The organism is Sutcliffiella halmapala (assembly GCF_002019665.1).
Lineage (GTDB): Bacteria > Bacillota > Bacilli > Bacillales > Bacillaceae_I > Sutcliffiella_A > Sutcliffiella_A halmapala.
The window spans coordinates 3,137,535-3,150,003 of record NZ_KV917375.1 but is presented as its reverse complement, the minus strand read 5'-3'; the positions used below and the strand labels follow the sequence as shown (position 1 = coordinate 3,150,003).

At 36.4% G+C, this 12,469-nt stretch carries 16 protein-coding genes; 11 read left to right on the top strand and 5 right to left on the bottom strand.

Going from position 1 to position 12,469, the window contains the following annotated elements; all coding sequences use genetic code 11:
• Nucleotides 1-46: 46 nt before the first annotated feature.
• The gene (locus tag BK580_RS15580; RefSeq protein ID WP_078381231.1) at nucleotides 47-1,201 is read right to left on the bottom strand and encodes an aminotransferase A; all 1,155 of its coding nucleotides are present in this window, start codon (nucleotides 1,199-1,201) and stop codon (nucleotides 47-49) included.
• A 151-nt stretch (nucleotides 1,202-1,352) separates the two neighbouring features.
• On the opposite strand from BK580_RS15580, the gene BK580_RS15575 reads away from it, so the two are divergent.
• The gene (locus BK580_RS15575; RefSeq protein ID WP_235864054.1) at nucleotides 1,353-1,805 is read left to right on the top strand and encodes a DMT family transporter; all 453 of its coding nucleotides are present in this window, start codon (nucleotides 1,353-1,355) and stop codon (nucleotides 1,803-1,805) included.
• A gap of 292 nt (nucleotides 1,806-2,097) precedes the next feature.
• Nucleotides 2,098-2,304, top strand: a complete 207-nt coding sequence (locus tag BK580_RS15570; protein ID WP_078381230.1) for a hypothetical protein — start codon at nucleotides 2,098-2,100, stop codon at nucleotides 2,302-2,304.
• Between the two features lie 37 nt (nucleotides 2,305-2,341).
• On the opposite strand, the gene BK580_RS15565 is transcribed toward BK580_RS15570, so the two are convergent.
• Nucleotides 2,342-2,578, bottom strand: coding sequence for an IDEAL domain-containing protein (locus BK580_RS15565; RefSeq protein ID WP_078381229.1), 237 nt, complete (start codon nucleotides 2,576-2,578; stop codon nucleotides 2,342-2,344).
• Between the two features lie 441 nt (nucleotides 2,579-3,019).
• Here BK580_RS15565 and BK580_RS15560 point away from each other — a divergent pair, with 441 nt between their 5' ends.
• The 3 genes from BK580_RS15560 to BK580_RS15550 all read left to right on the top strand — a co-directional run bounded on the left by BK580_RS15560 (nucleotide 3,020) and on the right by BK580_RS15550 (nucleotide 7,345).
• Nucleotides 3,020-4,318, top strand: a complete 1,299-nt coding sequence (locus BK580_RS15560; RefSeq protein WP_078381228.1) for an NCS2 family permease — start codon at nucleotides 3,020-3,022, stop codon at nucleotides 4,316-4,318.
• Nucleotides 4,319-4,483: 165 nt separating this feature from the next.
• A complete protein-coding gene (locus tag BK580_RS15555; protein ID WP_078381227.1) occupies nucleotides 4,484-5,740 on the top strand; it encodes a PLL family lectin in 1,257 nt (418 codons plus the stop codon).
• 339 nt (nucleotides 5,741-6,079) lie between these two features.
• Nucleotides 6,080-7,345: an ATP-binding protein gene (locus BK580_RS15550; protein ID WP_078381226.1), complete on the top strand. Its 1,266-nt coding sequence runs from the start codon at nucleotides 6,080-6,082 to the stop codon at nucleotides 7,343-7,345.
• A gap of 364 nt (nucleotides 7,346-7,709) precedes the next feature.
• Here the strand turns inward: BK580_RS15550 and BK580_RS15540 are convergent, their stop codons facing one another.
• A complete protein-coding gene (locus BK580_RS15540) occupies nucleotides 7,710-8,126 on the bottom strand; it encodes a hypothetical protein (protein ID WP_139364913.1) in 417 nt (138 codons plus the stop codon).
• A 246-nt stretch (nucleotides 8,127-8,372) separates the two neighbouring features.
• Here BK580_RS15540 and BK580_RS15535 point away from each other — a divergent pair, with 246 nt between their 5' ends.
• The 6 genes from BK580_RS15535 to BK580_RS15510 all read left to right on the top strand — a co-directional run bounded on the left by BK580_RS15535 (nucleotide 8,373) and on the right by BK580_RS15510 (nucleotide 11,964).
• Nucleotides 8,373-9,704, top strand: a complete 1,332-nt coding sequence (locus BK580_RS15535) for an MFS transporter (RefSeq protein ID WP_078381223.1) — start codon at nucleotides 8,373-8,375, stop codon at nucleotides 9,702-9,704.
• 215 nt (nucleotides 9,705-9,919) lie between these two features.
• The gene (locus tag BK580_RS15530) at nucleotides 9,920-10,366 is read left to right on the top strand and encodes a redoxin domain-containing protein (RefSeq protein ID WP_078381222.1); all 447 of its coding nucleotides are present in this window, start codon (nucleotides 9,920-9,922) and stop codon (nucleotides 10,364-10,366) included.
• Nucleotides 10,367-10,539: 173 nt separating this feature from the next.
• Nucleotides 10,540-10,977 (top strand): Hsp20/alpha crystallin family protein, encoded by a 438-nt coding sequence (locus BK580_RS15525; RefSeq protein WP_078381221.1) that lies wholly within the window; start codon nucleotides 10,540-10,542, stop codon nucleotides 10,975-10,977.
• Between the two features lie 18 nt (nucleotides 10,978-10,995).
• The gene (locus BK580_RS15520; protein WP_078381220.1) at nucleotides 10,996-11,202 is read left to right on the top strand and encodes a hypothetical protein; all 207 of its coding nucleotides are present in this window, start codon (nucleotides 10,996-10,998) and stop codon (nucleotides 11,200-11,202) included.
• 34 nt (nucleotides 11,203-11,236) lie between these two features.
• Nucleotides 11,237-11,662, top strand: coding sequence for a spore germination protein GerPC (gene gerPC / locus BK580_RS15515; RefSeq protein ID WP_169865044.1), 426 nt, complete (start codon nucleotides 11,237-11,239; stop codon nucleotides 11,660-11,662).
• Nucleotides 11,659-11,964: a hypothetical protein gene (locus BK580_RS15510; RefSeq protein ID WP_078381218.1), complete on the top strand. Its 306-nt coding sequence runs from the start codon at nucleotides 11,659-11,661 to the stop codon at nucleotides 11,962-11,964. Before gerPC ends, BK580_RS15510 begins: the two co-directional genes overlap by 4 nt.
• Here BK580_RS15510 and BK580_RS15505 read toward each other — a convergent pair.
• Entirely contained in the window at nucleotides 11,961-12,203 is a 243-nt protein-coding gene (locus tag BK580_RS15505; RefSeq protein ID WP_078381217.1) for a hypothetical protein, read from the bottom strand. The genes BK580_RS15510 and BK580_RS15505 overlap by 4 nt on opposite strands.
• Nucleotides 12,204-12,216: 13 nt before the next feature.
• Nucleotides 12,217-12,462 carry a hypothetical protein gene (locus BK580_RS15500; RefSeq protein ID WP_078381216.1) on the bottom strand — a complete coding sequence of 82 codons (246 nt, stop codon included), beginning with the start codon at nucleotides 12,460-12,462 and terminating at the stop codon, nucleotides 12,217-12,219.
• Between the last annotated feature and the right edge of the window lie 7 nt (nucleotides 12,463-12,469).

Genomic DNA, 12,469 nt, shown 5'->3' with positions numbered 1-12,469 from the left:
AAAACACCAAGCCCCCATCAATAGAGCTTGGTACCTCACAAAAAAACTATATCGTCTCTAAAAACGCCTCCATCCGATCCATCGCTAGCTCTAAGGTTTCCATCGTATATGCGTAAGAAATCCTTACATATCCTTCACCGAGTGGAGAAAAAGCACTCCCCGGAACAACAGCGACACCGGCTTCTTCCACCATTTTCAAAGCAAAGTCGAACGATGAAAGATTGTATTTTTTAATGGAGGGGAATAGATAGAAAGCTCCATTTGGCTTCACTACTTCTAATCCCAATTTGACTAATCGTTCATACACGTATTCCATTCTTTCTTGGTACTGCACTTTCATTGGTTCTGCATCATTGCTCCCGATAGTCAATGCTTCGAGGGCTGCGTATTGCGAGATGGACGTTGCACAGGAAACGTTATATTGATGGACTTTTAACATTTGCTTCATGAGATACTCTGGTCCGAAAACCAATCCGATTCTCCAGCCTGTCATTGAGTGTGATTTAGAGACACCGTTGATGACTATTGTTTTTTTCTTCATGCCTGGTAATGTAGCGATAGAAGAATGTTCGCCGTTAAAAACCAATTCACTATAAATTTCATCTGACATAACAAATATATTTTTATCTTCTAATAGAGTAGCAACTTTATGTAATTCATCTTTTGATAATGTTGCGCCTGTCGGGTTAGAAGGGTATGGCAGAACAATACAGCGGGTTTTTTCTGTAATGTGTTTTTCTAGTAATTCTGCATTAAGTAAAAAATCTGTTTCTCTTGTATCGACATAGACAGGAGTAGCCCCACATAATTTTATAATAGGTTCATAACCTGGATAAACTGGTCCTGGTAGAATCACTTCTGTACCTGGCTCTAAAATGGTTCGAAAAGTTATATCAATACCTTGACTTGCTCCGGTGGAAACGATGATCTCTGAGTCTGGGTTATAGTTCAGACCATATTTCTTTTCTACAAAGGAGGCAGCGGCCTTTCGTAATTCAGGTATTCCAGCATTGTGGGTATAGCTTGTTTGATTATCTTGAATGGCTTGAATTCCAGCAGTCTTTACATGCGTAGGTGTTGGGAAATCTGGCTGTCCAATTGTTAGGGAAATAACGTCTTCATATTGAGCAACGAGATTGAAAAATTTACGTATTCCTGAAATTTCAATTCCGCGAACGTGTTGGTTGATTAAATGTTCCATAAATGACTCCTTTTCGTTGTTTATATAATAGTAAAGCTATCAAATCGCATTTTTAACTAGTATAAGCGAGTTTTTTTGTCCTGTCCAAAGGAATATTCAGATAAATGTAGTATATGTAACAGCAGTTGTTGTGTTTGAGAGGAGTATGTAAATGATAAAAATCTGGTTTGTACTAATTGCGTTTTTGGGAGGTATTCTTGGTGGGATTCAAGCGCCAATTAACAGTCAGCTTGGAAAAAGGATAGGTAGTTTAGAAGCTTCATTCGTATCTTTTTTTATTGGGACGGTGTTTTTGTTATTGTTAACTGCTTTTTTTGGGAAAGGAAATCTACTTCAGCTTCCAAGTGTACCGAAGTGGCAATTGGTTGGGGGATTCCTTGGGGCTTGTTTTGTTACTTTTGTAATCATAGCGATTCCGAAAATTGGTGTGGCGTTGACGATTATTTCACTAATAGTGGGGCAGATGATTGTCAGTATCTTGATTGACCATTTTGGCTTATTTGGAACCGCAAAAATTGCTTTGAATAGTCAGCGAGTTATTGGAATTATGCTGATGGTAATTGCTCTTTTCTTTATCTATCGTGGAACAGTGACTGTAAAATAAATGATGGGGATTTTATCGTTATTCGGTGTAATAGGTATGTAGTGGTGTTGCAAGGTACCTAGTAATGGTGTTGCCACCTTGAAATGTATACATGTTTACGAGAGAAGTCCTACAAAAATATGCATCAAGTAGGATAGGAAAAAAATAACATGTGCGGTAAGATATAATTAAACACAGAATATTCACACAAAAGTGATTGTTGCCTCCATTGCCACACAAAAAGTAACTCCTTTCATCTTAGTTCTACTGGGATATGGTGTCTGTCGGATTCCGTCTGAAAGGGGATAGTGTAATGGAAATTGTGTTTGAGATTTGGTTAAGGGTTTTTGAGGTGTATGCCCAAGAGCTGTTTATTCAAGAGTCTTCATCAGGGGTCTTTTCTTTCATGATTATTGGGGTTTTGGCCTATTTGTACAAGCAAGAGAAAAATGGCCAAGAGAAAAAATGCTCATGCTGCCGAAAAGAGAGAGAAAAAGAACAAACCGATGAGTCGTCCTAATAATCAAGTAGAAGCGGAATATTATTCCGCTTCTTTTTTAATGAACGTGAGCGAATTGCTCTAACAATTGATTATATTGTGTAGATAGATGATGAAACTTATCCTTATTACCTGAAGTTAATGCTCGATCTATTTCGTTCATTAACCGCTTTTTATGATATTGAAGTACAGAGGCGTCTACAATGACTTGTGCCATTTTTTCCTCTTTCGTCATATCTAAACTTTGGATATTAGTTACAGACTGTTCAGGTTGAAAAGCAAAATGTTTATTCATAATTTCTACCCCCTGTAAGCAATTTTAGTTTCGTTTAACGGGTAAATCATGAAAGGATGTGGTGAATATAATTTCCCTCATCCTTTTTCCTATTATCTGATATTTTCTCTAGTTTGTGAAGTGTTATTTTTAGAAAATTTAGATATATCAGAAAAAATAGTGGTATCTTTGTAAAAGAGTGGCAATGGATTGTTTATTTGCGATTTAGTTATTTAATTTTTGTATACCCAGAAGAAGATAGATGAAAACAAAGTAAAATGTATTTTCTAGTTGAAAGGTAATAAATGAATGAGTGGGCAGGGAGGTTGGTTCTAAGAAAAATGATTCGTGAAAATAGTGGTATTCTGTTGATTTATTTAAAAATAAACTTGTATTTTACATGAAGAACGAATATTATTATAAAGGTTTAAATTTTATATTCGTTTTTTGGGGGATTTTATAGTGATTGAGAATTATTTTAAGCTTAAACAATTTGGAACAACAATGAAGACGGAAGTGTTAGCAGGTTTTACAACCTTCTTAACAATGGTATATATCATAATTGTCAATCCTGCGATTCTTTCCGCAGCAGGAATACCTTTTAATCAAGTATTTATGGCAACTATTATAGCTGCTGTCATTGGAACATTAACTATGGGATTGTTTGCGAAATACCCTATTGCTGTTGCTCCTGGAATGGGACTGAACGCTTATTTTACGACGGTGGTAGCAAGTCAGGGCTTAACGTATCAAGCGGTACTTGGCACAGTGTTTTTAGCTGGTCTTGTTATTATTGTATTGAGTTTAACCAATTTACGTAAAGTCCTTATCGAAGCTATTCCTGCTCCGTTAAAATTTGGGATTACAGCTGGTATTGGGCTATTTATTGCTTTTCTTGGTTTGAAAATGGCAGGCATTGTACAACCAAACGATGAGACCATGATCACTTTGGGGAATCTGACAGAACCAGTAACAGCACTAGCAATTGGTGGTTTATTGCTTACCTTGATTTTAATGGCCAAGAGGGTGACCGGCGCATTATTTCTTGGTATGATCGCTACTGCGATTGCTGGATTCTTTTTAGGATTATTACAGTTTGATGGATTTATATCAATGCCGCCAGCACCAACTCTAATAAACATTACAGAAGCGGTTAGTGGTGTGTTTTCGAATGGATTATATACAGTTGTTTTCGCATTTATTTTAGTGACAATCTTTGATTCAACAGGGACACTTGTGGGGGTATCTGAGCAAGGTGGATTTATGAAAGAAGGAAAGCTCGAGCGGACTAAACCGGCGACACTTTCAGATGCATTTGCTACTACTGCAGGTGCTGCATTTGGTACAAGTCCTTCTTGTGCATACATTGAATCATCAGCAGGGGTTGCAGCAGGTGGGCGTACTGGTCTAACGTCTGTAGTGGTTGCGGCGTTGTTTTTAGTATCGATGTTTTTATCTCCAGCGATTGCAGCGATTGCTTTGCTACCTGCAATTACCGCACCAATCCTTATTATTGTAGGCTGTTTTATGATGGAAGGCCTGGCGAAAATTCAATGGCGAAATTTTGATGATGCATTCCCAGCGTTTGCAATTATCCTAACAATGCCATTAACATCTAGTATCGCAACAGGTATTGCTGTAGGGTTTATCACTTACCCTATTATGAAAGTAGTAACTGGAAAGTGGAAAGAAGTACACCCGCTCATTTATGTTTTTGCGGTTATCTTTTTAATTCAAATGATTTACTTCCCGATGCATTAATAAAAATAAGAGCACTTGTATACTAAAATGTACAAGTGCTCTTTTTATTTATAGGGGAACAGCTTTTTGTAAAAGTATAAACATTCCACTTATCTTGTCATGATATTTTAATTACTAAGAACATAGTCTAGTATGGAAGTTGGTTTTACAAGGAGGGCAAATTAAATGTCTAACAATTTATTTCTGTCTAAGGATGGATCATCCCCTTCCAATCAAAGCTATAATTATCGTCAATTAATACACCCGCTTTATTACTCTTTACCTTCTTATAATCCATATTATTTAGGGCAACTTGATGCGTCTTTTCAAAAGGTTTGGAGGGGCATGCAAACAGATTTAGATCAGGTGTATGAAAAATTAGTAGAATTCAATATGAACAGAGTCACTGTAAGGTTTCTTGTACAACAACTCGTATTATTTGCTGTATCGAATGTATCAAATGTTTCTGGTTCAACGAATCAAAGGGTAAATCAGTTATGGAATTTCTTTGAACAACAAAATGCGTGGATAATGAACTTAATTGCTGCTTATCACATCCCAAGTAAAAAAATGGAAAAGTTAGGTAAAGAAGTATTCTACATTACCTTCGAAAAACTGGATTTCTCCACAAATAATGAATGGAGTGGCTGGAGTAATCTAGGTGGACAGTTAACTTCTGGATTAGGTGTGGCTTCATGGGATCAAAACAGAATAGATGTATTCGCACGTGGTAGAGAACGCCAGCTTATTCATAAATGTTGGGATGGTAGAACGTGGAGTAATTGGGAGTCACTTGGTGGTGCTATTTCCTCTTCACCAGCTGCTGTTTCATGGGGAAAGAATCGAATGGACATTTTTGCAAGGGGACAAAATCAAGAATTGCTTCACAAATGGTGGGACGGATCGAAGTGGTACGCATGGGAGAATCTTGGGGGAGTATTATCTTCGTCCCCTTCTGTCAGTTCATTGGCTCCTAATCGCTTAGATGTGTTTGTTAGAGGAAAGGATCGTGCCCTGTATCAAAAGAAGTGGGATGGAGAAAAATGGAGTGCCTGGAATAGGCTTGGTGGCCATTTAACTTCTGCACCGGGTTCTGTCGCATGGGGACAAAATCGACTCGATGTGTTTGCTCGCGGGGAAAGGCATCAATTAATCCATAAGTCTTGGAATGGGAAGAGGTGGAGTGAGTGGCGAGATCTTGGAGGTGTTCTAACTTCTAGCCCAAGTGTAGTTTCGAGGGGAGAAGTTCTCTTAGATGTATTCGCACGGGGTAAAAAATTCGAACTTCTTTACAAGAATTGGGATGGAAGACAGTGGAGTGAATGGGAAGAGGTAAATGGCAAACTAACTTCTGAACCTGAGGCAATAAAGGGGGAAGAAAATCGAATCTACGTGTTTGCACGTGGCGAAAACAACCAACTTATTCAGTTAAGGCAAGATTGATTACTTTAGCGAATTCTCATTTTACTAAAATTATAAGATTATATTTGTGTGAGAAATTCGAGATTATGCCGATTAATAGGATCGGCTTTTTATTATTTCTCCTAGTTTTTTGTAATTATAACTAGACAGTTGTAAATCGTGGAAACTATAATAGGGAAGGTAAGTTTTTCTTATGTATGAAGAAATTAGTTATACTAACATTGCAAAAGCGATTAATGATTAAGGGGTACTCCTTTAATAATGTTAGAAATAAGGAATAACAAAAAATTGTCTGAAGTATAGGACACACGTATTTTATACGAATGGATTTTTGTTTTATTAATGGAGGAAACCTATGTAATGATTTATTTGATAAAGCCTTTAATAGTTAACATCACGATAATATTTTCCTTGTTATTTAATCTGAATATGTTTTTTCCTTTTAGTAAAAGAAAACCATTAACTTTTAAGCAGCAGACAGTATTTGCCTTTTTCAGTGCGTTTGCTGCTTTACTATGTATGCTGTACCCGATTGAAACCCTAGGAGATACTCATTTTGATTTACGAATGATTCCAATTTTAATCGTAACTCTCTACGGGGGCATCTATCCAGGGATTTTAAGCACGATAATCGTCTGTATTGTTCGTTTTTTTATCGGTGGCCAATTTTTTTATGTGGGAATCGCTGTTTCTATATTGGCTTTTATTGTCGCAATGGCATTTCGCCCAGTATTTTTAAAAAGTGTGAATAAAGGCTTATATGGTCTTTTGATTCTAACCTTTTATTACATGGGCTATATTTTTATTTTATACAATACTGTTTCCTATTTAGATATAGGCTTTTATTTCATTTATTTCCTGGCGTTTTCTGTAACTTTTATTTCGTTAATTCTAGTGATAGAGCGTTTAATTATTGCAAATCAGCAATTTGATGAAACGCTTTACCTTGAAAAATTATCTACTATCGGTCAGATGGCTGCTGCATTTGCCCATGAAATTCGTAATCCAATTACTACTGTTCGAGGATTTATTCAATTTATGAATGCCGATACAAAGGATGAAAAACTGAAGCAGTTTGCCCCACTTATTTTAGATGAGCTAGACCGAACAAATAAGATTATTACGAACTATTTAACTGTAGCGAAGCCGACAGCTTTTTCTTTAAATTATATTGATATTAATAAAGTGCTTATTGATTCAGTAGAACTATTACGTCCTTTTGGATCGTATCGAAATGTAACACTAGAGCTTGAACTAGCAGGAGATCATTTTATTTATAGTGACGATCAGCACTTAAAACAAGCACTTATGAACATTATCAAGAATGGGATAGAATCTATTGAAGAAGAGAATGGCGGATTCGTTAAAATTAGTAAGAGAGATGGAGATGTAAAAGGATTTGTAGAAATTTCTTTTGTTGATAATGGGATAGGGATGACTGTTGAACAATTAGAGAAAATTGGTTTGCCTTATTATACGACGAAATCAAAAGGTACAGGTCTAGGTAGTATGATAACGAATAGACTTGTACATGAAATGAAAGGTAAGATTCATTATGAGAGTAAGGAAAATTTAGGTACGAGAGTAACAGTGGTGTTACCTACAGCTAGTAAAACTCGGGTGTAATCCAAAAGAAAAGGCAGGCAGATGACTTGTGAGTCGTTTGCTTGCCTTTTTATTTTTCCCATGAAAATACGGTGGCCTTTTAGAACGCCCTTGTAGATTTCCGTTGCAGGCGTTCGCTTTCCGCGGGCGCTCCGGGAGCCTCCTCGGCGTGCCTGCGGGGTCTCCGAAAACACGCTTCTCCCGCAGGAGTCTCACGCCTTCCACTACAATCCACAGGGGGAACGAGGGATATTTGACGCTCTGCAATTTTTCTTTGCATGAATGTCTACTCTGAAAATTCCCCCTTTGACACGTCGCTCAGGAGTCTCACGCCCTGTACTTCAATCAATAGGGAAGAGTTCGATTAAGGCTTCTGTTTTTTATCTCACTCTTTTGTGGTGGTGATTTTACCGGATTGTGGATTTACTTTGTACCAGCCACGTGTTAATTTTTCAGGTTTATTGTTGAAATGAACGAGGGCATAAACGTGAAAAAGATAGTCTTTATTATCGAAGCCTTCAAATGAGATTATTACGCTTTCGCTATTTTGAAGTTTTAAATGATTTTTTACAAGCTGTTTTGCCTCTGCTTCTGAGTAGTACCCGTCTTGCTGATTTTCATTTCCTACTTTGAGTCTAATCTGGTTTTTAGCCCCGATTATCATATCTTCATCACTTGGGACTTCTCCGTCATATTGCGTTTCTGTCATGGCTGGAGGAAATCCGGGCTCGTTAGCCTGCTTTTGTATGCCGCAACCATTTATGAATAATAGTGTTGCAAATAAAAAAAGGAGCTTTTTCATGGTGTTTTTCGTCCCCATTCAAAGTTATTTACTCTTAGTATGAATATCGGTGCAGGCTACTATTCAATTTTTTTGTGTAGGGTATTGAATGGACGAGTTGCTTCATATATTTATTATATAAAAAGGTTTATGCTTCTTTATTTGAAATGGCCATATAAAGTTCTTGTAAAATCTAGCTAAATAAGCAGGAGTACGAGGTTTCTTAGAGAATAGTTCAACTTAATAATAATTATTGGAGGAAACCGTGTGGCTAAATTAGAAAATGGAGTAAACCGCCAATACAACAGTGACCAAAAGCTAAGATCTCCTTGGCAGCTTTATTTTTCCTTACCCATTTTATCATGGGCATTATATGATTTTGCTAATACTATTTTTTCATCAAACATTATCACAATTTTTTTTCCTTTTTATCTTCAAGAAGTGATTGGAACAAACGAACAGATGGATCAAATTGCGAGTACCTTTTTATCCTATGCTAACGCAACCGCAAGCTTTTTTCTTGTTATATTCTCTCCCTTGTTCGGTGTATTAATTGATCGTACTGGAAAAAGAAAGGCGTATATTGTTCCCTTTACCCTTTTGGCTGTATTCTGTACGATATTTATGGGTGTTTTTGCATCAATGGAAACAAACCACCAATTGTTTGGTCTTCCGATAACCTTTGTAACTGTATTAATTCTGTTTGTTGTAGCAAAATTCTTCTTTCACTCTTCTTTAATTTTCTATGATACGATGATGCCTGATTTAGGCTCAAAAAGAGAAATGCCATTAATCTCCGGATTTGGGATTGCAGTGGGGTATTTAGGAACCCTTGTTGGTTTGACTGTGTACCTCTATGTTGGAGATAGTGGATTTCATCGTGCATTTATACCAAGTGGCATCTTATTTTTACTATTTTCTCTTCCTTTATTCTTTATCTTTAAGGACAGACCGAAAAAAGTAGTAGAGAAAAAATCATTTATTAGTGGTTATCGGGAAATTTTTCAAACCTTTAAAGAAATGCGATTGTATCGTCCGGTGTTTTTGTTTATGATTGCTTACTTCTTTATAAATGACGCTATCGCAACAGCAATTGCGATGATGGCGATTTATGCTAGGGCCATCGGTGGTTTTTCTGCTTCTGAATTTATATTGTTATACTTAGTATCAACCGTTTCAAGTATTATTGGTTCGTTTTTATATGGATATATTTCAAAAAGTATTGGATCAAAAAATGCTGTCGCATCGGTAGCTGGACTTTTAATTATAGCGTTACTGTTTGCTGTATTCGCCGTAGAACCATGGATGCTTTGGACCGCTGGGAGTTTGTTTGGTGTAGCTTTAGGAGCAACGTGGGTAACTTCGAGAACCTTTATTATTGAATTAACACCTGAAGGGAAGCGAGGTCAATTCTTTGGTCTATTTGCCTTCTCAGGAAAAGTCTCCTCTATAGTTGGCCCATTAATTTACGGAACCATCACTTTGTTATTGGCCAGTTATGGGAATATCGCTAGCCGAACTGCCTTAGGATCTCTCATCATCCTTGCATTCATTGGTTTAATTATTACATTAAAAGTTCCATATAAAAAAGAAGCCTAAACTAAACAAAGAAGTTGCCATCTGGCGGCTTTTTTAGTTTCAAATATTAGCAAGTACTAAAATCACTTCAAACATATTATTTTCATTATCTATTAATAATTAGTACAATCTATATTGACAACGAAGCAAAGAGTTTATATAATAAAAAATATATTATTTAATAATTATTATAAAAAAGAAATTAGTGTAATTAATAGAATAGGGAGAGATAATAAATGAAACTAAGAGAACAAATGCCAGAGTTAACAGGTGCTACAGAGTGGATTAATGAAGAAGTTACAAAGGACGAGCTTATTGGAAAACCGACACTTATCCATTTCTGGTCAGTTAGTTGTTATCTATGTAAAGAAGCTATGCCCGAAATAAATGAACTACGTGATGAGTACGATGATGAATTAAATGTGATAGCAGTTCATATGCCTCGCTCAGAGGATGATTTAGATATTGGAGTGATTCGTTCTATGGCAATGGGACATGATATCACTCAACCTATCTTCGTAGACAGTGAGCATAAACTAACAGAGGCATTCGAAAACAAATACGTTCCAGCTTACTATGTATTCGATGAAGAAGGAAACCTTCGTCACTTCCAAGCAGGTGGCAGTGGAATGAACATGCTAAAAAAACGCATCAACAGAGTTTTAGGTGTAGAAGTAAAATAGTGGGAAATGGGGCCAGGCCGCATTTTAAAACAGTAGCGTACCTAGGTGTTATCCTAGGTACGCTACTGTTTTTATTTAGTTCTTCTAACTCCCCCTTTAATAGTTGAATAATTATCCTTCATGCTCTCATATACATGTTATAATCTTATTTTTTCATTTGGGGGAGGAGGTGGATGAAGAAAAATCAGAAAAATATGAATCCATGGGAAAATATGAATGAGAAAATTGATGATGTTTTAGGGGAGAAGTTCTGGAAGGAAGTATTACCTGTCATTCCGAGAAGAGTTCCTTTAGTAGACATTTATGAAACGGCGACAGAAGGAGTGATTTTACTTGAACTTCCAGGTCTGCGCTCAACGGATGACGTTCAAATATCTGTCCAGAATAACCAGCTAATCATCAAGGGAACGATTCCCTATCCATATCCCGTGGCGAAAGAAAAGCTTCAACAGAGTGAACGATTTTTTGGCTCCTTTCAGAGAGCGATACAAATTCCCTTTTCATTTGTGCCACAAAAACTAGTTGCTCAGTATAAACAAGGAATCCTTTTTTTAACTTTCCAAAAGGCAAAGCAGGATTTTTCAGTTGAAATCGACTTTCATGATTCATAATGAACAAGAGGTGACGAAATGAAGTTTGAGTTTAAATCTTTTAAAGTAGATATATTAATGAATTCATCGTCTTTAAATAAAGGGGAAAATCATAATTGGAACACTAAAGCACAGAAAAGGGAAAATGAAGGATTAGGCACAATTGCTGGAGATCGAAATCGTATATCAAATAATACAAATACTGTTAATAACAATAATGTAACAGATTCACAAAATTTATCCTAGCTGGTTGTGATTATAAATGACGGGAATTAACCAAATGGAACAGCGGATAAAGGAGCTAGAAGCAAAAATTGCAGTAATCACAAATCTTTTAGAAAAAGTAGAACAAAAACAAAGCATCCATTATCATATTAAGCATTTAGAAATTAAACAAGCTTCTATTGAGCAACTAGACTACCATCTTGATTCCATCGACATCGAACAACTGAGCGGAACGTTAAATATTGGAAATAACTTTGATACGCATGAAAAACGAAAGTCTTCTAGTAATGACAAAACTAATTCACCAAAACAAAAAAGGCCGTGCAACCCTGTAGAAGTAAAAGGTTTAGGTATTCAAAAAAACACGATGAAAAACAAATCAGATAAAATAGATTTACGTAATAACGAAAAAGACCTTACCATTACCGCAAGAAAAAGAGGGTTTTCTGTGAAACTTACCAATAAGGAGGAGATGACTTGACATCTAAATACTCTCCCAATTTCTTCATTGGAAGTATTCGAATTGGAGTAGTGGAAAGTGCATCTTGTATTAATATGGGGAATAATTATCCAACTCAATTTCAAAGTAACAAAAAACACAATCAAGGTATCGGAAATATAAGTGGTGATGAAAATGATATTCATGAAACGAAAAGCTTAGTTAGTGATTCTTCCTTTATTGACATGCTTCATCAACTAGAAGATCAAGAACTGCCTCAATGGCTCCAGGATGTCATCAAGGAAAAACAAAATACCGAGACAGAAGAAGGCGATACTCATTAACTGGATGATCCGACTTTTAATGGCATATCCACCACATCTGGATCATAGACAATATTCATATTAGAAGAGGCATGATTTTCCGTTCCTACCATAATCCCAAAGCCCATATTAGCTTTTTGAATGGAAGACCAATTGACTTGATGATTAGTTCCTGTAAATACTCCAGAACTATTCATAATGGAATTAATCTCGATACGATCTAGTATAAAATGGACGTGAGAAGGTTTTTGAATACTCATATAATCCTCCATTCTAGAATTGTGCTGTCGGTTGTGGATTGTTAATCTCTGGATTGGAAATAGTTGTATCCATTGCGTCTGTATCAATGACGACATTGAAAATCCCATTCACAGCCACTGCGCCCACTGCAATTCCATTACCCATGTTTATTTTTCCTTGTGTCGACCAGTCAGGTTGATTATTTTGCCCTGTACTAACGGTAGAGCTTTTACTAATGGAATTAACATTGATTTGATTGAAAATAATAGAAACCGGCATTCTTTTT